Source organism: Shouchella oshimensis (assembly GCF_002019765.1).
Lineage (GTDB): Bacteria > Bacillota > Bacilli > Bacillales > Bacillaceae_D > Shouchella > Shouchella oshimensis.
On sequence record NZ_KV917380.1, the window covers coordinates 1,774,472 to 1,794,036 of the forward strand.

Sequence of the window (19,565 nt, forward strand, 5' to 3'; positions counted from 1 at the left end):
GTGTGATCGCTTGGCTATCGTACAATTAACTGGAAAACAAAAGGCGGCAGTATTGTTAATTTCGCTTGGTCCAGATTCAGCTGCACAAGTATACAAGCATTTATCAGAAGAAGAAATTGAATTGTTGTCACTTGAAATTTCTGCAGTGCGAAAAATTGATAAAGAGACGCAGGCGAACGTGCTAGATGAATTTAAAGCCATTGTTGATGCAAGAGAATACCTATCCCAAGGGGGCATTGGATATGCCCGATCTGTTTTAGAGAAAGCGTTAGGTGAAGAAGAAGCAGCGTCTGTTATTGACCGTTTGGCGGCAACAATTCAAGTCCGACCGTTCGATTTTGCAAGAAAACTAGATCCATCGCAAATTTTAAATTTTATACAGCATGAGCACCCTCAAACAATCGCTGTTGTTCTAGCATATATTCCGTCAAAGCAAGCCGGTCAAATTATTTCATCCTTACCAGAAATGATACAAACCGACGTGGCGCGGAGAATTGCGATGATGGATCGCTCTTCACCAGAAGTGATTTCTCAAGTCGAGAAAGTATTAGAAGAAAAGTTATCACAAACGATTACTCAAGACTATACAGAGGCTGGTGGCATTGGAGCCGTTGTAGAGGTATTAAATGGAGTCGATCGATCAACAGAACGAACAATTCTTGACGGCTTGTATATCCAAGATCCAGAGCTAGCAGAAGAAATTAAAAAACGGATGTTTGTGTTTGAAGATATTGTCACTCTTGAAAAGAGAGCTATTCAGCGTGTGATTCGAGACGTACAAAACGATGATTTACAGTTAGCCTTAAAAGTAGCGAGTGATGATGTGAAAGAATCGATTTTCTCAAATATGTCACAGCGTATGTCTGAGGCGTTTAGAGATGAAATGGAATATATGGGGCCGGTTCGTTTACGAGATGTAGAAGAAGCACAGTCTAGAATTGTTGCTAAAATCCGTGACCTTGAAGATATGGGAGAGATCGTTTTAGCGCGAACGAATGGAGAGGACATCCTTGTCTAATGTTATTCGTGTAAGCACAGAGTTGTCAAAAAAACGAGCCATTGGGATCCAGGAAATTAAACAGGACCTACCATCTGTAAGTGAAACCGTTTCAGAGACAGAAGTAGAGAAGACGTTGCTCGATGAAAGCAAGCAGCTTGTAGCTCAAGCGAACCGAGAAGCAGAGTCTATTCTGCTGGAAGCAAGAGCACGGGCTAAACAGATTGAAGTAGAACTAGCGGAACGAGCAACCCAATTGGAACAACAATGGGAAGAACGAAAGCTACAAGCGCAGTCAGAGGGATATGAAACCGGTTTTAGTGCTGGCGAATCACAGGCGCTGTCCATTTATGAAGGGAAATTAACAGAGGCTCATCATTTATTGGAACAAGCTCAAGACCAAGTAGAGCAGTCAATTGTTAAGAATGAACCCTTCTTAATCGAACTGGTTCTTTCCATCGTAAGACGCGTACTAAAAAGTGAGTTAGAACACGAAGGTATCCTTGCTACAATGGTTGCTCAAATCTTGCAAGAAGTGAAAGATATGGAATTAGTCAAAGTGTATGTACATCCTTCATGGTACAAAAAGCTCGTACATTCAAAAGAAGAGCTCCAACAACAGCTACCGGCATGTCAGGATTTCCGAATTATACCAGATGGTCAACGGAATGAAACAGAATGTGTCATTGTTACAAATGCAGGTCGGCTTGATGCTTCTTTAGATACACAACTTCTTGAGCTAAAACAACAACTAACCCGTGTGATAGGAAAAGACTATGTGGAAACAACTAATTGATCAAGTTGAGGCTAGTACACTTTATAAATGGTACGGACAAGTGAAGAAAGTGACGGGACTAACGATTGAATCTTCTGGCCCACGTTCTTTTATCGGTGAACTTTGTTATATATGGACTGGGCAAGATAAAAAAAAGAAGATTCGTGCAGAGGTAGTTGGCTTTGACCATGATCGTGTGTTGCTTATGCCTCTTGATCGAATTGATCATATAGAACTAGGTAGCTTAGTTGAAACAACAAAACAATGCCTAACCATTCCAGTAGGACCTGCATTGATTGGTAAATTAGTAGACGGTGTTGGTACTCCGTTTGACTCGGCTGATGGGTTTACTGATTCTTTTGACATGTTTTATCCAGCTGATAGTGAACCGCCTCCACCAATGACGCGACCTCGAATTAGTGAAACAATGAGCGTTGGAGTGAAAGCAATTGATAGTATGCTAACGATGGGTAAAGGTCAACGAGTAGGCATTTTTGCTGGAAGTGGCGTTGGGAAAAGTACGTTAATGTCAATGATTGCAAAGCAGTCCGATGCAGATGTAAACGTGATAGCCCTTATTGGTGAGCGAGGCAGGGAAGTAAGGGATTTTATTGAAAGAGATCTTGGGTCAGAGGGATTAAAAAAATCTGTACTAATTGTCGTGACGTCTGATCAGCCACCTTTGCAGCGAGTAAAAGGTGCCTTAACTGCAACAGCTATCGCAGAATACTTTCGTGACCAAGGTATGTCGGTTAACTTAATGATGGACTCAGTTACTCGTTTTGCTATGGCACACCGAGAAATTGGACTAGCAATTGGTGAACCCCCAACCTCAAAAGGGTATCCACCATCTGTGTTTGCCAAGTTACCGCAATTGTTAGAGCGAGCAGGTACAAGCGAAAAAGGAACAATTACCGCCTTTTATACTGTCTTAGTTGATGGGGATGACATGAATGAGCCAATTGCTGATGCTGTTCGTGGTATTTTAGATGGTCATTTTATTCTTGATCGTGGTTTAGCAAATAAAGGACAATTTCCAGCTATTCATTTGTTAAAAAGTGTTAGTCGTTTAATGAGTGAGTTGGTAAGCGATGAACATGCACGAGCTGCTAAAGAAATGAGGCGCTGGCTTGCTGATTATGAAGAAACAGAAGATTTAATACAGCTTGGTGCCTATAAGCAGGGTGCGTCGCCGGCAATTGACCGTGCGATTGAAGCGATGCCGCGGTTGTTGCAGTTTTTGTCGCAACGCTCTGGCGAAAGTTATGATTTTTCGTCAACATTCGCCGAAATGATGCACTTAGTGGAAGGAGTGAAGAAAGAATAATGACATTTTCATTTTCTCTTCAGCAAGTAATGGATGTGAAGAAAAACGAACAGATCCAAGCAAAAAAACAAGTTGACTTGGCACGTGATTCCTTTGAACGTACAGCAACGTCTTTATATGAACGATTGAAAGAAAAGGAGACCCTTGAAAAATCAGTTCAATCGAATCAAGCTTTAGGAATGAAAGTGAGTGAATGTGTACAAACGGCCCTTTATCTTTCACAGCTAGAGAAGGTCATTTTGAAAATGAAAGAAGAGACAGATCACGCACGGATGGAAATGCAAAAACGAGAAGAGCAATTTCAATTTACTGCTCGTTCACATAAGCAGTTTGAGCGATTAAAAGAGAGACAAGCACAGCAATACGAGCAGGACGAGCGAAAACGTGAACAGCAACAAATGGACGAAATAAGTGTAAATCAGTTTAATCGGGCATTAATCGGATGAAAAAAGACAAGCGAAAACAATCAAAATTGCTTATTGTCTCTACACTTGTACCGTTAGTTCTACTGCTTATTGTTGGCTATATTTATATAGGTCCATTATTTGGTTTACCAAGCGTTGGATCGCTGTTCCAAGAAAATCGTTCGGATGTGGATCAGGCAGTAGAAGAAACGATAGCAGAGTTGGAACAAGAAATTATTCAGTTACAAACACAACTTCGTGAAACAGAAAATGAATTAGCAGTAATGAGTAGTGCTTCCCAACAGTCAGAAGAAGAAACGGGTGTACAAGAATCAGCTTCCGTTCCGTCGCAAATGAATGGTCCCACAGATCAAGAGAACCGACTACGTTCTGTTGTTAATACCTATAAGGAAATGTCATCTAAGCGAGCGGCAGCAATTATTGACGAACTTCCTTTTGAAGAAGCGTTCTCGCATGTACAAGCCATGGATGAGTCGCTTAGAGCTTCGATTATAGGACGTTTGCCAGCTGAAAAAGGAGCTGAATTAATAGAACGATTAGCGAATGAGGGTGGCTAAGAAAATGACGCACCAAACAAATACGGTACCGGAAAGCCGCTCAACTACAGTTGGCTCTATTCTTACGAAACGTGGTTCGCCAAAATCTATAAAAACGGCTTTATTTTCGACAACAATGGATTTATACAAGGAACAAGTATCATTCCAAATGGAAAGTCATAACAAGGAAGAGCAACTTGACAGCGGCGAAGCAACAAGTACATACGACAAGGGTTCGCAAATACCGTTGCAAGAAGAAATTGAACTGGTCAACATGTTTTACCAGACAGAAATAAAACAGGAATCCACTTTTTCAAACCATTCATTTAAGGGAGACACAATTAAAAATGGTGATAAGCTTGTAGATTCTGAACCGCGTTTAGTAGAAAAGGAAACTTTTTCTTCAGCAGAAATGAGCGAAACCTCTATTGAAATGAAGCAAGGCAAGGCGGTTAATGCTTCTGAACGTCCAATGATACAAGATTCAACGCTAGAACAATCAACACTAACGCTAAAGTCTACTTTGGAAGTTGATGATGGGCAGTCTAAAGAGACGGAGATACGCCCAGTTAAGTTTGACAGACAACTTAGTGAACCAGTGGTATTAAATAAATCCGATGGAATTATGCTGATTACTGAAGATGACGCACCACAATTGAATAGAGACGTTAATCAATTGATTGAACAAGTAGTAGATGAGGGAGCCCAAAAAGCTTCTGCTAACATGATTGAAAAACAGGGAAAAGAGTTGCTTTCAAAGCAAGAAAACAGTAAACAACAAGAGATACAAATAGAAAACATAAAGCAAGAAAACAGTAAACAACAAGGGATACAAAAAGAAAACGAAAAGCAACAAGACTTTGAGAAAACTTCATTGAAACAAGTGACACCAGATGTTGGTAGTAAGAGACCGATAGACGAGAAGGCTTTCAATTCAAATGGTGGACTAGTTGAAGAAGCAGGTGGAGAGGATGTTCGTTCTCTCCACATGGAGAAGCATCCCTTAACAGAAGAATATGTGCAAAAAGAGTTGTCTCAATCAGGAACGCCTCGTCAACCTCCTACAGTGACGCCAGAATCGACAAAGAAAGAGGATGATATCCACACGGGTGAACGATACGTAGTCGACAAGCAGGTGGCAGACAAAGTAGGAGCAGAGGCTGTAAAACGACAAGAGTCAAACGATACGCTATTAACCCGACAACTTCTAAGAATCATTCGAGCAGCTAAAACAACTTATACGGCTGATCGACAACAACAGGTGCTAGTGAAGCTTCATCCTGAGTCTCTTGGAAGAGTGACCATTCAATTTATGCAGCAAGGCCAAGGATTCGTAGTGAAAATTATTGCTGAACGTCAGACGGCGAAAGAATCCTTAGATCGATCTCTTCATCAACTTCGTCAGCTTAGTTCTTTACAGGACACAAAAGTCGAAGTGGTGAAGGTGGAAGATGATTTACCTGACCAAGAAAAGCAGCAAGAGCGCCAAGAAGAAGATGACCAGACAAGGAAACAACGATTGCTGGAGGCGGCTCAAAAGAAAAACACAACTGATTTTCAAGACTGGATGTCTACTATATTAAGTAGGGGAGTGAAAGAATATGACCCAAATTGATCCAAGTCTATTGCTTTCTTCACAGAAACAACAAGCGAAGTCACAATCCAATCCGTTAGGTCAAGAAGCGTTCTTAAAACTATTAATCACTCAACTCCAACATCAGGACCCAACAAATCCGATGGAAGATCGTGAATACATTGCACAATTAGCAACGTTTTCTCAGCTAGAACAGTTAACTCAGCTAAATGCGACTATGCAGTATATGTATTTAGATCAAAAAAGTCAGCAGCTTATGAGTTTAAGTGAATTAATTGGCAAACATGTGACTTGGAAAAATGAAGACAAGGAAGGCAGTGGTGAAGTAACTGCTGTTAAGTATGATAAAAACGGAGAACTAATCGTTGAAATTAATCGTGATGAATGGATTAAAGCAGGTCATTTGCTACAAATAACACAAGCTACGCAAACAGAAAAGGAGCGATAAGCATGATTCGATCAATGTATTCAGGCATATCTGGCATGAAAGGGTTTCAAACAAAGTTAGATGTTATCGGTAATAATATCGCCAATGTTAATACCCATGGTTTTAAAAAAGGGCGGGTTATGTTTCAAGACTTAATGAGTCAACAGATGCAGTCAGCTCTTGCACCAGGAGCGAACCAAGGTGGTGTAAACCCTCAGCAAGTAGGTACAGGTTCAACTGTAGGAGCTATCGATACGGTTCATGGAGAGGGCCCTGCCCAATACACCGGTCGTAGCCTAGATTTAATGATGAATGGTGCTGGATTCTTCGCAGTCCAATCTAATGGTGAGACGTACTATACACGAGCTGGAAACTTCTATATTGATTCTAACAATAATATTGTCAATAGTTCTGGAGCGTATTTACTTAATCAAGCAGGTGAACCAATTGAGGTTCCAGAGGATGCAACGGAAGTGACGATTGATTCTGAAGGAACGATTAACTTTGTTGGTTCGGATGCACCTGGAACAACGTTACAAGTTGCAACTTTTGCAAATCCTGATGGGTTAACGAAGGTAGGCGGTAATTTATTTTCAGCTACAGCAGCTTCTGGAGCACCGAACATAACGGATACAAACGGAGCTGGAGAAGTTCAAAGTGGGTTTTTAGAAATGTCAAATGTAGATTTAACGGATGAATTTACGGAAATGATTGTGGCACAACGAGGCTTTCAGGCAAATTCACGTGTAATCACGACATCTGATGAAATATTACAAGAAATTGTTAATCTAAAGAGATAGGAGATAACTATGATTTCGGTTACGCGATTAAACGGGCGTTCCATGCTCTTAAATCTATTATTAATCGAGCATATTGAAGCGCATCCTGATACAACGATTACACTCGTGAGTGGCAAGAAAATCGTTGTTGCTGATTCAATAGAAACGGTAGGGAACAACATCAATCAAGCTATGAAAGAAATTGGACTCGTTGGTTCCTATAAGCAGCAAAGAGTGGATGAAGAATGAGTAAACGGATTATAGGTGTTTTCCTCAGTATTGTTATGGGTGCTGCTCTTCTAGTAGGAGGGCTGTATCTTTTAGGGATAGGTCCGTTTCAAAGTGGCACAGAACAAGCAAGTGCCTCTATTGAAAACATTAATAAACGCTCCTTTGATACAGAAGAAATTACGACAAACTTAAAAAGCGGTGAATTTATCCGCGCCCAATTTCGTATTCAGCTTGATGATGCAACCACATTAACAGAACTTGAAGAGCGAAATTTTCAAGTTAAGCACGTTGTCTTATTAGCGTTAGCTGAGACAACAGCAGAAGATTTGTTAGGTGCGGAAGGCATCCAAGAGCTAGAAGAAGAAATGAAGACTCAATTAAACCAGCACCTCGATTCAGGGAGTGTGGAAGCGGTATATACTACGACTAAAGTTGTTCAGTAGAGAAGAGGTGAGCTTATGGCAGATGTATTGTCACAAGGGGAGATTGACGAACTTCTTTCAGCATTAACAACCGGTGAAAAGAGTGCAGAAGACTTATTAAAGGTTGAAGCGGAGAAAAAGGTGCGAACCTATGATTTTAAGCGCGCCCTTCGTTTTTCCAAAGACCAGATGAGAAACTTGTCACGCATTCATGAAAACTACGCACGCATTTTAACAACTTATTTTTCAGCAAGGCTCCGCTCACTTGTACAGATTCAAGTTGCCTCTGTGGAGCAAGTGCCCTACGAAGAGTATGTTCGTTCTATACCGTCGATGACGTTTTTAAATGTAGTTGAACCAAGACCGTTAAGTGGTCGATTTTTGCTTGAAACAAATCCTAATGTTGCTTATGCGATGTTTGATCGTGTTCTTGGAGGCAGAGGAACAAGCATTAACAAAATTGATAATTTGACAGATATTGAAAAGAACATTCTGTCCGGACTGTTTGATTCAATGGTTCGAAGTTTTGCAGAAGCGTGGTCATCTGTCGTTCAACTTGAACCGGTTTCAGAAGTAACAGAGGTTAACCCACACTTTTTGCAGATGGTCTCACCGAATGAAACGGTTGTAGTCATCTCATTAGCGACGAGTATTGCCGAGACGTCTGGGTTAATGACGATCTGTTTACCACATGTTGTTTTAGAAGATGTCTTACCCAAGTTGACGAATCATCATTGGTTCCAAGAGCAAAGACGTTCCATTTCACCAGAAGAAGAGGAAATGATGAATCGACAGCTTAAAAAAACGACCATTGATGTTTCTGTAGATTTAGGGAAATCTGCTATTACAATCGAAGAGTTTTTAAAATTAAGCATTGATGATGTAATAACGCTAGACCAAGAACTATCATCACCTTTACATATGAATGTCGGTGGCGCATTGAAATTTAAGGGTCAACCAGGCTTACAGCGAGACAGAATGGCTATTCAGGTGACAGATATTGTAGGAGGAACGGAAGATGAGTGATAGACCTCTTTCTCAAGACGAAATTAATGCATTATTACAAGGGTTAAAAGAAGACGAACCATCTGAGCCTGAGAAAAATGACCAAGAGCATGAAACCGTTGAAATTACTGACATCCTTACACCAATGGAGCAAGACACCATTGGGGAAATAGGGAACATCTCTTTTGGTAGCTCTGCGACAGCGTTATCCACCTTGTTAAATCAAAAAGTGGAAATCACAACGCCGACTGTTACGTCAATAGATCAATCTACACTACATGATTTGTTTCCTCATCCTCACGTCGTTGTTCATGTTGATTATACAGAGGGCTTTGAAGGCTCTAATTTATTTGTTATTACGACCAAAGACGCTGCTATTATTGCAGACTTAATGTTAGGTGGTACTGGTGAGAAACCAGATGAAACACTAACAGACATGCACTTAAGTGCTGTACAAGAAGCGATGAATCAAATGATGGGATCTGCTTCAACATCAATGTCTACATTATTTAACAGGAGAGTTGATATTTCCCCTCCTCGGGTGCAAATTGTCGACTTTAATACACAAAAAAAGCCTGAGTATGTTCCGGAAGGCGATCATCTTATCGGCATTTCGTTTTCATTGAAGTTAGGGGAATTAATTGACTCTCAATTATTACAAATTATAAATGTGCCATTTGGAAAAAGTTACGCGCAAGCCTTACTAGGAGAAACACATGAAGTTGAAGAAACGCATGTAGAAAAAAAGGAATCAATAAAAGAACCTACGTACTTTCAACAACATGAGGAACCAAATCGTGTTAAACAACCAACGCCAACTATGGCTAAAGAGCAACTTGTCGAAAAAGCGGTTTTTTCTAATTTTGAAAAACCAAACTTACCGGATAGCGAGATGAAAAATTTAGATATGCTCCTAGATATCCCTTTAGAAGTAAAGGTAGAACTAGGAAGGACGAAAAAAACGATACAAGAAATTTTAACAATTTCACAAGGCTCTATTATTGAGCTAGATAAGTTAGCTGGTGAACCTGTCGATGTTCGCGTAAACGATCGACTTATAGCTAAAGGAGAAGTAGTCGTTATTGATGAGAATTTCGGCGTTCGAATTACAGATATCGTTAGTAAAAAAGAACGAATTAATCACTTGAATTAGTTGAGAAAAAGGGAGAAAACAACGATGGCGAAACAAATTTTAATTGTAGATGATGCAGCTTTTATGAGAATGATGTTAAAAGATATTTTAGAAAAGAACGGTTTTACGGTTGTAGCTGAAGCGAACGATGGAAACGAAGCGCTTGAGAAATACAAAGAATTTTCTCCAGATTTAGTAACCATGGATATTACAATGCCTGACAAAGATGGAATAAGCGCATTAAAAGAAATTAAAGAGTACGATCCTAACGCAAGCGTGATTATGTGCTCGGCAATGGGGCAACAAGCAATGGTTATTGATGCCATTCAAGCAGGGGCAAAAGACTTTATTGTCAAACCTTTCCAAGCTGATCGAGTTATTGATGCCATTTCTAAAGCAATCGGTTAAGGGGTTTCTTTTCGTAGTGGTCGTGCTTTGCTTTGCCCTTGTAGAGCACGAGCACGCCTTTGCGAAAGATTGTAGTGTACAGGAAGCAATGGATTCAGAAGCATGTGCTTCTTCTGATGCTGAGCAGGAGGAGACGGCAGTAGCTAACGAGTCTCCATGGATTAGTGGTTTAAAGATGATTGGTGCACTGCTTATTGTTATTTTTTTACTTGTAACACTATTGAAGTTTATAAACAAACGCTCACGGTCTTTTCAAGAATCAAAGGGATTGTCTTTGCTTTCAGGTGTCTCACTAGGTGGAAATCGATCGATACAGCTAGTACGAATTGGTGAAAAGCTGCTTGTTATTGGTGTAAGTGATCAAGTGCGGTTATTGGATACAATAGACGATCCAGATGAAATTGAAGCCATACTTAAAAAGCAACAGCCTGACGGAGAACAAGGTGGACTAACGCAAATCTTACCTTGGTTAAAGACGACGGATAACCAACGACCATCGTCTTCAACGTTTCAAGACATCTTGACTTCTCGATTAAATTTAGAAAATCAAGGGTTGAAAAAGAAAGTAAAAATGCATGATAAAGGTCCGAACTCTCTATGATGGATTTGTTTATTCTTTCGTTTTTAAATGTCGACTTAACAAATGAAGGTAGTATTGCAACGACGCTACAAATTGTTTTACTCATAACGATCTTGTCAATTGCACCAGGAATATTAATTTTAATGACTTGCTTTACTAGGATTATTATCGTTCTTTCTTTTGTTCGGCAAGGGTTAGCTACACAAACGACGCCACCGAATCAAGTATTAATTGGACTGGCTCTATTTATGACATTTTTTATTATGGCGCCAGTAATACAAGATGTGTATGAAACAGCTTATATTCCGTTAACCGAGGGTGAGCTTACAGGAGAAGAGGCACTTGATGCGGCGATTGTACCAATAAAACAATTTATGGCACAACACACAAGAGAAAAGGATCTCGCTTTGTTTATGGGCTATGGCGGCTATGAGCAACCTGAAACGTTAGAAGATGTGCCGATTACAGCGCTTATTCCTGCCTTTGCTATTAGTGAATTAAAGACAGCCTTTCAAATTGGATTTCTTATTTTTATTCCGTTTCTTGTCATCGATATGATTGTCGCGAGTGTTCTAATGTCAATGGGGATGATGATGTTACCACCAGTTATGATTGCCTTACCTTTTAAAATCTTGTTATTTGTTCTCGTCGATGGCTGGTATCTCGTCGTACAGAGTCTGCTCATTAGCTATCAATAGGAAGGAGCGTGTTTCATGAATCTTGAAACGGTAACGAACCTAGCTCAAAGCGGTGTATGGACGGTCTTGCTTGTTGCCGGACCACTTTTACTTATTGCGTTAGCTTTAGGTCTTTTCGTAAGTATCTTTCAAGCCACAACACAAATTCAAGAACAAACACTTGCTTTCATCCCAAAAATTGTTGGGGTTTTAGTTGGGTTAGTCATTCTTGGGCCATGGATGCTATCGCAATTAACGGAAATGACCTATAGCATTTATAGCAACTTATTTAGGTATATTGGCTAAATGGACGTATTTATTCAACTATATCCGACGTTTTTACTTGTTTTTGTTCGGATTGCGTCTTTTTTTCTTGTGCTTCCGCTATACAATTACCGGACGATTCCACTACCATTTAAAGTCGGCATCGCTAGTATGGTTGCGTTACTGCTTGTTATGTCAGTTGATTTTCCGATTGTCTCAATTGATGCAACGTACGCCATATTACTTATAAAAGAAGCGCTCGTTGGTCTTTTAACTGGATTAGTCGCAATGATGCTTTTGTATGCTGTGCAAATTGCCGGGGGATTAATTGATTTTCATATGGGCTTTATGCTTGCAAATGTTGTTGATCCACAAACCGGTGCGCAAAGTCCGCTTACTGGTAGCTACTTATACGTATTCGCACTACTATACTTACTTATTATTGACGGTCACCACTTATTATTAGACGGCGCTGTGTATAGCTTTGAGTTTGTCCCAATTGATCAATTGTTCTTACCTCTGGCGCAAGGGTCGGTAGTAGAGCAGGTTGCTATGTTAATGGGATTTCTATTTGCCTTTGGCGTTTCAATGGCTTTTCCGGTAGTGGGTTCTTTATTTTTAGTTGATATTGCCTTAGGAATTGTTTCTAGAACCGTTCCACAAATGAATGTGTTTGTCGTTGGTATGCCGATTAAACTAATGGCTGGACTTATTATTCTCTTTATTTATATCGGCGTTTTCTTTATGAGTATGAACTATTTGTTTAAAGAAATGATTCTTGCCATGCGGGAGTTGTTAGAAGGGTTCGGTGGATCAGGGTGAACAGTAGACTTGTGATGGATTTACAATGGTTTGCTGATGAAAAAACCGAAAAAGCAACACCGAAAAAGCGGCAAGATTCTAGAAAAAAAGGCCAAATTCCAAAGAGTCAAGATGTCAATACAGCGCTTATGCTCTTTGTAGCGTTTATCATCTTATGGCTGTTTGCTGGACCAGCTATTTTTAGTGGCTTACAAGGGATGATGCTTGATAGCCTTTCACGCTTTCTTCATATGGATGTGACTACGCCGAACATTGCTAGTTTGTTTCGAACGTTAACGTGGAACATGGCCATACTTGTGTTGCCACTCATGGCTATTACAGTTCTTGCTGGTGCTTTTGGAAGCTTTCTACAAGTAGGGTCGCTTTTTACAACAGACCCCCTAAAGCTTAAGCTGGAAAAGCTCGACCCTATAAAAGGGGCTAAGCGAATCTTTTCTGCGAGAGCATTAGTGGAGCTAGCGAAATCCATTCTGAAAATTGTTTTTGTTGGAGCAGCCGTCATCATTGTCTTGTATATGAACATTGAAGATGTTTTATTGTTGTCGCAAAAAAATATTGAAGTGAGTGCTGTTACAGTAGGGGAACTTGCTTTAATGATGGGGATTGTTGCTGCTATTCTTTTGCTCATTCTAGCTATACCCGATTACCTTTATCAACGGTACGATCATGAAAAACAAATACGAATGTCGAAAAAAGATATTCGTGATGAGCACAAGACGAGTGAAGGAGATCCGAAAATTCGAGCGAGACGAAAGCAAAAGCAACTGGAAATGTCGATGGCGCGATTGGCTCAAGATGTTCCTAAGGCAGACGTCATTATTACAAACCCGACTCATTTTGCTGTTGCGCTTAAATACGATCAAGCTAAAGCAGATGCTCCTTACGTTTTAGCTAAAGGAATGGATTATGCTGCAGAACGAATAAAAAAGATTGCCCGCGAACATCACATACCAATGGTTGAAAATGTATGGCTTGCACGTACGATGTATGCCAACTTACAAGTAAATGACCAAGTCAACGAAGAGATGTTTGAAGCGGTAGCTGAAGTTTTGGCTTATGTGTATCAACTAAACGGCCATACATAAAAAGGAAGGAGGGAAACAATGAAAGCGAAAGATTTAAGTATACTTGCTGGTGTGATTTTAATCATTGTGATGCTCATCATACCACTCCCTCCATTTTTGTTAGACGTATTAATTATTTTTAATATCTCTTTATCTTTGCTTATCTTACTTGTGGCACTAAATACAAAAAACGCGCTTCAATTTTCTGTGTTTCCGACAATGCTTCTTCTTGTGACGCTGTTTCGCTTAGGATTAAGTGTGTCAACAACCCGTTCCATTTTAGGTGAAGCACACGCTGGGAACGTTATTGATACGTTTGGAAGCTTCGTAATTGGTGGGAATGCAGTTGTAGGATTTGTCGTGTTCTTGATTCTCATTATTATTCAGTTCCTTGTCATTACAAAAGGTGCTGAACGAGTGTCGGAAGTCGGTGCCCGCTTTACCCTTGACGCAATGCCAGGAAAGCAAATGAGTATTGATGCCGATTTGAACGCAGGGTTAATTTCTGATCGTGAAGCAAAAGCCCGTCGAGAAAAGATTGAAAATGAAGCCGATTTTTACGGCTCAATGGACGGAGCAAGTAAGTTTGTAAAAGGAGATGCTATTGCTAGCATTATAATCGTCATCATTAATATGGTCTTTGGTCTTGTCATTGGCATGATGCAAATGGGAATGGATTTATCGACGGCGGCGAGTACCTATACATTACTTACAGTTGGAGATGGTCTTGTTACGCAAATTCCAGCATTGCTCATTTCAACTGCAACAGGTGTCATTGTCACGAAAGCTGCTTCTGAGGGCAGTTTAGGAAATGACTTAACAAAGCAACTTTTAGCTTATCCAAAACTGTTGTATGTGACCGCTGCAACAATTTTCCTTTTAGGGGTTACGACGCCTATCACAAAAGTTGTGACGTTTTCTGTTGCTGGATTGCTTGCGTTTGCTGGTTATCGCTTATCGAAGGCTCGGACAGTTGAAGAGGAAATGGAACACCAATTACAAGAAGAAACAACAGATGTACCAGAGCCTACAGGTCCTGAATCTGTACTGTCGTTAATGAAGATGGACCCAATAGAGTTTGAATTTGGCTACGGTTTGATCCCTCTTGCCGATGCGAATCAAGGGGGCGATTTGCTTGATCGCGTCGTAATGATTCGTAAACAAATGGCACTTGAACTTGGAACCATGATTCCTGTTATTCGCATCCGAGATAACCTATCGTTAGAACCTAACGCGTATACAATAAAAATTAAAGGTGATGTGGTTGCAAAAGGAGAGGTTCTTCTTGATCATTATATGGCGATGAGCACAGGGATTGAAGATGAGCGAATTACAGGCATAGCAACAGTCGAGCCCGCTTTTGGTCTAGAAGCCATGTGGGTAACAGAAGATGTGAAAGAAGAAGCAGAGCTGTCTGGCTACACGGTTGTTGATCCGCCAACGGTAATCTCGACTCATTTAACCGAGTTGTTAAAAACCTATGCGCACGAACTTTTAGGAAGAGAAGAAACCAAGGCGTTAATTGAACACGTAAAAGAAACGTACCCAACTCTAGTGGAAGAGGTTACGCCAACACCTTTATCTATTGGAGATGTACAGAAAGTATTGAAGAATCTATTAAGAGAACAGCTATCCATTCGTAATTTACCAATGATTTTTGAAACTCTGGCAGATTATGGTTCGCGAACAAAAGATATGGACGTAGTGACGGAATATGTTCGTCAAGCACTCTCTCGGCAAATTTCAGAGCAGTTAACAGACGAGCAAAATAAACTAGCCGTTATTACCCTTGCGAGTGAAGTAGAAAAGCGTATCGCGGATGCAGTTGGACAAAATGAAAACGGGCATTTTTTAGCTTTAGCACCGGCTGATTCACAAACGATTTTGCAGCAGACTGCATCGGAAACAACGAAATTAGCAGAAATGGGGCAACAGGCTGTCATTCTATGTTCACCAGCTGTTCGGATGTATATGCGACATTTAATTGAACGTTACCTTCCTCAAGTACCAGTCATTTCATACAATGAATTAGATGCTAGTGTTGAGGTACAAAGTGTAGGGGTGGTGAGATTGCAGTGATCATAAAAAAAATCAAAGCACCTACGTATGAGCAAGCCTATGAATTGATGCGCCAAAGCATCGGTTCAAAAGCCGTTATCTTGCACTCTCGTTATGTAACGGAGGGTGGTTGGCTCGGATTCTTTAAAAAAGAAGTATGTCAACTGACGGTTGGGATCGAAGAACAAAAGCAACGAACCCCCTCCTACGAAAGTACCTTTGTGAAAGAAGCTCAAAACGTCAACACCTATATTGATCGTTTAGAGGTTACACCAACAGTAAAAAAAGGATTGGCCCTAACGGCAAAAATGATAGAAGATCGTGGTGTAGTAGGGGGTGTAACAGTTTATAACCAAATGCTACAGGCTGTTATCAAACCGCAAACGACGGTAATCGGAGAAAAGCGGATCTGCTGTCTTTTGGGACCAACCGGTGTAGGAAAGACAACAACCGTTGCGAAGCTTGCTGCTCATGCTCGGTATGAGCAAGGAAAATCAATCGCTTTTATTACATTAGACACGTTCCGAATTGCTGCAGTCGAGCAGTTAAAAAAATATAGTGAGATTTTAGACTGTCCGTGCCACGTTGCATATGATGCATCTGAATTAACTGCCTTATGCACGAAGGTCAACGCTGATATGATTTTTATTGATACACCAGGAGATAATTATTTGCATTCACAACTCGCCGATCCTCTTGTTCAATTTTTAACAACAAGGAGCGACGTCGAATGCCACGTAGCGTTAAGCTTAACAATGAAATCAAGCGATCTTGAAGAACTGTTAAAGCCGTTTTCACCTATCACCATCGATAGCTTTATCTTAACAAAAAAAGATGAAACACGAACCATGTCGCTATTGACAGAGCTACTTTATAAACGTAAAGAGCCTGTTTCCTGTGTTACAACAGGACAACATGTACCAAACGATTTGTGTTATCCAACTGCCAAGCAGTTAATGGGATGGCTACGTTTGGAGGAGGAACACAATGGATCAAGCGTATGATTTACGGCAACGATCAGTTGAGCATGCACTTAAAAAAAGAAAGTCACTGCATCTTTATATACAGCATAAAGAGGATGCGCTAATTATCGAGCAACTGATTCAATCATTGAGTGATTACGGATATGAATCGTTTTGCGTTGCCACACCAGAAGCGAAGGCTCGTTTCAGACCGAAATTTCAAGATCAGCTTCTGCATCCAGATGTTCTACAACAATCTTCGTCTTTGCGGATCGATGTATGTCTTTTCATCCAAGTTGAAGGAGAAGAAGTGCTACGATCAGCCGATATTCCAGCTATTTTGTTTCTATCTGCAAATGAAGAGCGACTCATCACCGCGTATCAATTATTAAAAAAACATACACCTCCTCGTGCTTACATCATCGGATCTGAAATAGATTCAACGAAACGAAATCAACAAGCCCGGTTAAACTTACGTGAAACGGCAAATCGCTTTCTGCAAATTGAAGTAGTGGATCTCGGATTAGTCAATAAAGCAAGCGCCAGTTTTACGGATGCGGTCTATGAGGCAATTGGGTTGCTAATAAAAGATTGGTTATTAGAAAAATGATGATTGAACGAAATCAAGTGAATGATCGGAATGGTCACTCTGTTATTGTTGCCATCGGCAGCTCCACTGGTGGTCCAAATGCTTTGCAAAAGCTGTTTGAACAGCTACCACATCACTTGTCATACCCAATTGTTATTGCCCAGCATATGCCCGGGCATTTTACCGCTTTATTGGCTAAACGTTTAAATGAGCAGTTCTCATTTCAAATAAAGGAAGCCCAGCATGATGAGGTAGTTCAAAATGGTGTTGTCTATATAGCACCTGGAGGATGGCAAACAACCCTTGTCCAGAAAGGAAATCGTGCTTTTTTCGAAATCACAGAACCGCATCAAGCTGATTTGTATCATCCTTCCATTAATACATTGTTTGCTTCGACTACGTTTTTTAACAAAAAGATCTTGGTTGTTTTAACCGGTATGGGAAGAGATGGTTCTGCTTCTTTACAAGCAGTAAAACAATCAGGTGGCTGCACTATTTTAGCGGAAGCGAAAGAAAGTGCGATTATTTCCGGTATGCCTGATGCAGCCATTAAGACTGGACAAGTAGACTGGGAATTGACTCATATCGACATTGGAAAATGGTTACACGAAAGGGGAGGCTCATTGTGACAATGGAACAAGATTTGTTAAAAGAAGTTGCCAACATTAGTACAGGTTATGCGGCAACGGCTTTGTCAACTCTTTTACAGCGACAAGTAGCGATGAATGTGCCAGAAATCGCCCTTCATGAAATGGAAGATTTACCACGATTGAGTGGATACCACCATGAAGTGTGTGCGACGGTACATGCACCAATTGCTGGTGACGTGGAAGGGACAATGTTTTTCTTAACAAGTATGGATACAGCGGTCCGCCTAGTCAATATGGTTTTACCGAATGTGGTAAATGATCTTGATGTACAAGCTTATCCACTTGCTTCCTCTGCGTTTCAAGAGATTGGTAACATTGTTATAGGCTCTTATGTAACAGCGATTGGTTCTCTCACGTCATTAACCCTTTACCCACTTGTAACGGAGTTAACCATTGATATTGGAAGTGCAGTTTTAGCAGAGGCGACCTATCAGCTTGTTGAAGTAGATCAGTTTTTTCTAATGGAAACGGCCATGAGAGTGAAAAATGAAGAAGAAGGAATGGAAGGTTTCTTGCTATTTATACCGAATGAGAGGGCTGTTTCAGTATTAAAAAGAGCTCTTGAAAGAGATCGTCCATGATAGAGCAACGTGAAACAATCTCAATAGGTGAATGGAAAGTGTTGAGTCATACAGGAACACTGCGAACGTGTGGCTTAGGCTCTTGTGTTTGTGTTGTTCTATACGATGATACTCATATGCACGCCGGTATGGTGCATATTATGCTTCCAGATTCAAAACAAGCTAGAAAAACAGCATTTAATCCTTGGCGCTATGCGGATACAGCGTTGACGCTTTTACATAGGGAGTTAGTTAATCAAGGTGCTGGCAACTTACAAGCAAAAATAGCAGGTGGCGCGCAAATGTTCCGTCACGCAATGCGACAAGAATACATGCAAATCGGAAGGCGAAATGTAGAAGCGGTAACACAATGGCTTGAAAATGCCTATATCCCAGTAGTTGCAAAAGATGTTGGTGGAGCATGTGGAAGAACCGTGGAATTTACACTTCCTACTTTCGTCATGCATGTGCGTACGGCGAGCAAAACGATTAAACAGATATAGAAGGAGAGGAAGAGAATGAAATCAGAAGCTGAGCTTTGGGCATTGTGGCACGAATCAAAATCAAGTGAAGCGATTGAAGCATTAATTCACTATTATTTACCTCTCGTTCAATTTCATGTTCAGCGTGTATCAAAAACATTGCCCGCAACAGTGACGAAAGATGAATTAAAAAGTCATGCTTTAGAAGGATTATTTGATGCCATCCAGCGATTCGATCCAAGTCGTGACTTAAAATTTGATACATATGCGTCGTTTCGTATTCGAGGTGCCATGATTGACGGTCTTCGGAAAGAAGATCGTTTACCACGGACGATTCGCGAAAAAATTAAGCGAATGGATCAAATTGTTGAGCAACTAGAGCAAGCTCAAGGTCGATCCGTACATGAAGCTGAAATTGCTGCTGAAATGAAATTATCATCAAAAGAAATCTCTTCTATTCGATATGATCAATTTATCAGTATGAATGTTTCGTTTGACGAGCTAGTGTCATCAACAGGTGATGGTGTTTATCAAACGCAGGTAAAAGACGAACAAATGGAACAACCTGGCGAGCGTCTTATTCAAACAGATACAAAGAATGAACTGATTGAGCGACTAAAGGCGTTAAATGAAAACGAGCAGCTTGTCATTCAACTCAGTTATTTCGAAGAACTATCGTTAACCGACATTGGTAGAGTATTAAATCTATCTACATCAAGGATTTCACAGATTCACGCAAAAGCGATAAAAAAACTAAAGCAAGGATTTGTGGAACGAGCGTTCGTTCGTTAGAAGGAGG

The 19,565-nt window shown here is 40.5% G+C and carries 25 protein-coding genes; all 25 read left to right on the forward strand.

What is annotated here, in order from left to right; genetic code table 11:
• Positions 1–10 precede the first annotated feature (10 nt).
• The 25 genes from fliG to BK583_RS09070 are packed head-to-tail and all read left to right on the forward strand — an operon-like array spanning position 11 to position 19,558.
• Entirely contained in the window at positions 11–1,018 is a 1,008-nt protein-coding gene (gene fliG, locus BK583_RS08950) for a flagellar motor switch protein FliG (protein ID WP_038480753.1), read from the forward strand.
• Positions 1,011–1,793 carry a flagellar assembly protein FliH gene (gene fliH / locus BK583_RS08955; protein WP_038480750.1) on the forward strand — a complete coding sequence of 261 codons (783 nt, stop codon included), beginning with the start codon at positions 1,011–1,013 and terminating at the stop codon, positions 1,791–1,793. Before fliG ends, fliH begins: the two co-directional genes overlap by 8 nt.
• A complete protein-coding gene (locus BK583_RS08960) occupies positions 1,774–3,099 on the forward strand; it encodes a FliI/YscN family ATPase (protein ID WP_055735302.1) in 1,326 nt (441 codons plus the stop codon). The genes fliH and BK583_RS08960 overlap by 20 nt, the downstream gene beginning before the upstream one ends.
• Positions 3,099–3,545 carry a flagellar export protein FliJ gene (fliJ, locus tag BK583_RS08965; RefSeq protein ID WP_055735303.1) on the forward strand — a complete coding sequence of 149 codons (447 nt, stop codon included), beginning with the start codon at positions 3,099–3,101 and terminating at the stop codon, positions 3,543–3,545. The genes BK583_RS08960 and fliJ overlap by 1 nt, the downstream gene beginning before the upstream one ends.
• A complete protein-coding gene (locus BK583_RS08970; RefSeq protein WP_055735304.1) occupies positions 3,542–4,081 on the forward strand; it encodes a magnesium transporter MgtE N-terminal domain-containing protein in 540 nt (179 codons plus the stop codon). The genes fliJ and BK583_RS08970 overlap by 4 nt, the downstream gene beginning before the upstream one ends.
• Before the next feature lie 4 nt (positions 4,082–4,085).
• Complete coding sequence (locus BK583_RS08975) at positions 4,086–5,675, forward strand: flagellar hook-length control protein FliK (RefSeq protein ID WP_055735305.1); 1,590 nt, start codon at positions 4,086–4,088, stop codon at positions 5,673–5,675.
• Entirely contained in the window at positions 5,662–6,102 is a 441-nt protein-coding gene (gene flgD / locus BK583_RS08980) for a flagellar hook assembly protein FlgD (RefSeq protein ID WP_055735306.1), read from the forward strand. The genes BK583_RS08975 and flgD overlap by 14 nt, the downstream gene beginning before the upstream one ends.
• Positions 6,103–6,104: 2 nt before the next feature.
• Entirely contained in the window at positions 6,105–6,881 is a 777-nt protein-coding gene (flgG, locus tag BK583_RS08985) for a flagellar basal body rod protein FlgG (RefSeq protein ID WP_038480734.1), read from the forward strand.
• Positions 6,882–6,890: 9 nt separating this feature from the next.
• Positions 6,891–7,109 (forward strand): flagellar FlbD family protein, encoded by a 219-nt coding sequence (locus tag BK583_RS08990; protein WP_038480731.1) that lies wholly within the window; start codon positions 6,891–6,893, stop codon positions 7,107–7,109.
• On the forward strand, positions 7,106–7,534 hold the full coding sequence (gene fliL / locus BK583_RS08995) for a flagellar basal body-associated protein FliL (RefSeq protein ID WP_038480728.1): 429 nt from the start codon (positions 7,106–7,108) through the stop codon (positions 7,532–7,534). Before BK583_RS08990 ends, fliL begins: the two co-directional genes overlap by 4 nt.
• A gap of 15 nt (positions 7,535–7,549) precedes the next feature.
• Complete coding sequence (gene fliM / locus BK583_RS09000; protein WP_038480726.1) at positions 7,550–8,539, forward strand: flagellar motor switch protein FliM; 990 nt, start codon at positions 7,550–7,552, stop codon at positions 8,537–8,539.
• Positions 8,532–9,671 (forward strand): flagellar motor switch phosphatase FliY, encoded by a 1,140-nt coding sequence (gene fliY / locus BK583_RS09005; protein WP_055735307.1) that lies wholly within the window; start codon positions 8,532–8,534, stop codon positions 9,669–9,671. The genes fliM and fliY overlap by 8 nt, the downstream gene beginning before the upstream one ends.
• A 24-nt stretch (positions 9,672–9,695) precedes the next feature.
• Positions 9,696–10,058 carry a response regulator gene (locus BK583_RS09010; protein WP_038480718.1) on the forward strand — a complete coding sequence of 121 codons (363 nt, stop codon included), beginning with the start codon at positions 9,696–9,698 and terminating at the stop codon, positions 10,056–10,058.
• Between the two features lie 16 nt (positions 10,059–10,074).
• Positions 10,075–10,659: a flagellar biosynthetic protein FliO gene (locus tag BK583_RS09015; RefSeq protein WP_055735308.1), complete on the forward strand. Its 585-nt coding sequence runs from the start codon at positions 10,075–10,077 to the stop codon at positions 10,657–10,659.
• Positions 10,659–11,336, forward strand: a complete 678-nt coding sequence (gene fliP, locus BK583_RS09020; protein ID WP_371836640.1) for a flagellar type III secretion system pore protein FliP — start codon at positions 10,659–10,661, stop codon at positions 11,334–11,336. Before BK583_RS09015 ends, fliP begins: the two co-directional genes overlap by 1 nt.
• Before the next feature lie 15 nt (positions 11,337–11,351).
• On the forward strand, positions 11,352–11,621 hold the full coding sequence (gene fliQ / locus BK583_RS09025) for a flagellar biosynthesis protein FliQ (protein ID WP_038480712.1): 270 nt from the start codon (positions 11,352–11,354) through the stop codon (positions 11,619–11,621).
• Positions 11,622–12,401, forward strand: coding sequence for a flagellar biosynthetic protein FliR (gene fliR / locus BK583_RS09030; protein ID WP_055735309.1), 780 nt, complete (start codon positions 11,622–11,624; stop codon positions 12,399–12,401).
• The gene (gene flhB, locus BK583_RS09035; RefSeq protein ID WP_236702337.1) at positions 12,398–13,486 is read left to right on the forward strand and encodes a flagellar biosynthesis protein FlhB; all 1,089 of its coding nucleotides are present in this window, start codon (positions 12,398–12,400) and stop codon (positions 13,484–13,486) included. Before fliR ends, flhB begins: the two co-directional genes overlap by 4 nt.
• Before the next feature lie 18 nt (positions 13,487–13,504).
• Positions 13,505–15,544 carry a flagellar biosynthesis protein FlhA gene (gene flhA, locus BK583_RS09040; protein ID WP_055735310.1) on the forward strand — a complete coding sequence of 680 codons (2,040 nt, stop codon included), beginning with the start codon at positions 13,505–13,507 and terminating at the stop codon, positions 15,542–15,544.
• A complete protein-coding gene (locus tag BK583_RS09045) occupies positions 15,541–16,527 on the forward strand; it encodes a flagellar biosynthesis protein FlhF (RefSeq protein WP_055735311.1) in 987 nt (328 codons plus the stop codon). Before flhA ends, BK583_RS09045 begins: the two co-directional genes overlap by 4 nt.
• Positions 16,511–17,095: a hypothetical protein gene (locus BK583_RS09050; protein ID WP_038480705.1), complete on the forward strand. Its 585-nt coding sequence runs from the start codon at positions 16,511–16,513 to the stop codon at positions 17,093–17,095. The genes BK583_RS09045 and BK583_RS09050 overlap by 17 nt, the downstream gene beginning before the upstream one ends.
• Positions 17,092–17,703 carry a CheB methylesterase domain-containing protein gene (locus BK583_RS09055; protein WP_139366176.1) on the forward strand — a complete coding sequence of 204 codons (612 nt, stop codon included), beginning with the start codon at positions 17,092–17,094 and terminating at the stop codon, positions 17,701–17,703. The genes BK583_RS09050 and BK583_RS09055 overlap by 4 nt, the downstream gene beginning before the upstream one ends.
• A 2-nt stretch (positions 17,704–17,705) precedes the next feature.
• Positions 17,706–18,305, forward strand: coding sequence for a chemotaxis protein CheC (locus tag BK583_RS09060; RefSeq protein WP_236702347.1), 600 nt, complete (start codon positions 17,706–17,708; stop codon positions 18,303–18,305).
• A complete protein-coding gene (locus tag BK583_RS09065) occupies positions 18,302–18,787 on the forward strand; it encodes a chemotaxis protein CheD (RefSeq protein ID WP_038480699.1) in 486 nt (161 codons plus the stop codon). The genes BK583_RS09060 and BK583_RS09065 overlap by 4 nt, the downstream gene beginning before the upstream one ends.
• 15 nt (positions 18,788–18,802) lie before the next feature.
• A complete protein-coding gene (locus BK583_RS09070) occupies positions 18,803–19,558 on the forward strand; it encodes a FliA/WhiG family RNA polymerase sigma factor (protein WP_038480696.1) in 756 nt (251 codons plus the stop codon).
• Positions 19,559–19,565 lie beyond the last annotated feature (7 nt).

Excerpts from the sequence above, each read along its gene's own strand:
- BK583_RS08960 (WP_055735302.1), top strand. The coding sequence starts at position 1,774 with ATGTGGAAACAACTAATTGATCAAGTTGAGGCTAGTACACTTTATAAA.
- fliJ (WP_055735303.1), top strand. The coding sequence starts at position 3,099 with ATGACATTTTCATTTTCTCTTCAGCAAGTAATGGATGTGAAGAAAAAC.
- BK583_RS08970 (WP_055735304.1), top strand. The coding sequence starts at position 3,542 with ATGAAAAAAGACAAGCGAAAACAATCAAAATTGCTTATTGTCTCTACA.
- BK583_RS08975 (WP_055735305.1), top strand. The coding sequence starts at position 4,086 with ATGACGCACCAAACAAATACGGTACCGGAAAGCCGCTCAACTACAGTT.
- flgD (WP_055735306.1), top strand. The coding sequence starts at position 5,662 with ATGACCCAAATTGATCCAAGTCTATTGCTTTCTTCACAGAAACAACAA.
- flgG (WP_038480734.1), top strand. The coding sequence starts at position 6,105 with ATGATTCGATCAATGTATTCAGGCATATCTGGCATGAAAGGGTTTCAA.
- BK583_RS08990 (WP_038480731.1), top strand. The coding sequence starts at position 6,891 with ATGATTTCGGTTACGCGATTAAACGGGCGTTCCATGCTCTTAAATCTA.
- fliL (WP_038480728.1), top strand. The coding sequence starts at position 7,106 with ATGAGTAAACGGATTATAGGTGTTTTCCTCAGTATTGTTATGGGTGCT.
- fliM (WP_038480726.1), top strand. The coding sequence starts at position 7,550 with ATGGCAGATGTATTGTCACAAGGGGAGATTGACGAACTTCTTTCAGCA.
- fliY (WP_055735307.1), top strand. The coding sequence starts at position 8,532 with ATGAGTGATAGACCTCTTTCTCAAGACGAAATTAATGCATTATTACAA.
- BK583_RS09010 (WP_038480718.1), top strand. The coding sequence starts at position 9,696 with ATGGCGAAACAAATTTTAATTGTAGATGATGCAGCTTTTATGAGAATG.
- fliP (WP_371836640.1), top strand. The coding sequence starts at position 10,659 with ATGGATTTGTTTATTCTTTCGTTTTTAAATGTCGACTTAACAAATGAA.
- fliQ (WP_038480712.1), top strand. The coding sequence starts at position 11,352 with ATGAATCTTGAAACGGTAACGAACCTAGCTCAAAGCGGTGTATGGACG.
- fliR (WP_055735309.1), top strand. The coding sequence starts at position 11,622 with ATGGACGTATTTATTCAACTATATCCGACGTTTTTACTTGTTTTTGTT.
- flhA (WP_055735310.1), top strand. The coding sequence starts at position 13,505 with ATGAAAGCGAAAGATTTAAGTATACTTGCTGGTGTGATTTTAATCATT.
- BK583_RS09050 (WP_038480705.1), top strand. The coding sequence starts at position 16,511 with ATGGATCAAGCGTATGATTTACGGCAACGATCAGTTGAGCATGCACTT.
- BK583_RS09055 (WP_139366176.1), top strand. The coding sequence starts at position 17,092 with ATGATGATTGAACGAAATCAAGTGAATGATCGGAATGGTCACTCTGTT.
- BK583_RS09060 (WP_236702347.1), top strand. The coding sequence starts at position 17,706 with ATGGAACAAGATTTGTTAAAAGAAGTTGCCAACATTAGTACAGGTTAT.
- BK583_RS09065 (WP_038480699.1), top strand. The coding sequence starts at position 18,302 with ATGATAGAGCAACGTGAAACAATCTCAATAGGTGAATGGAAAGTGTTG.
- BK583_RS09070 (WP_038480696.1), top strand. The coding sequence starts at position 18,803 with ATGAAATCAGAAGCTGAGCTTTGGGCATTGTGGCACGAATCAAAATCA.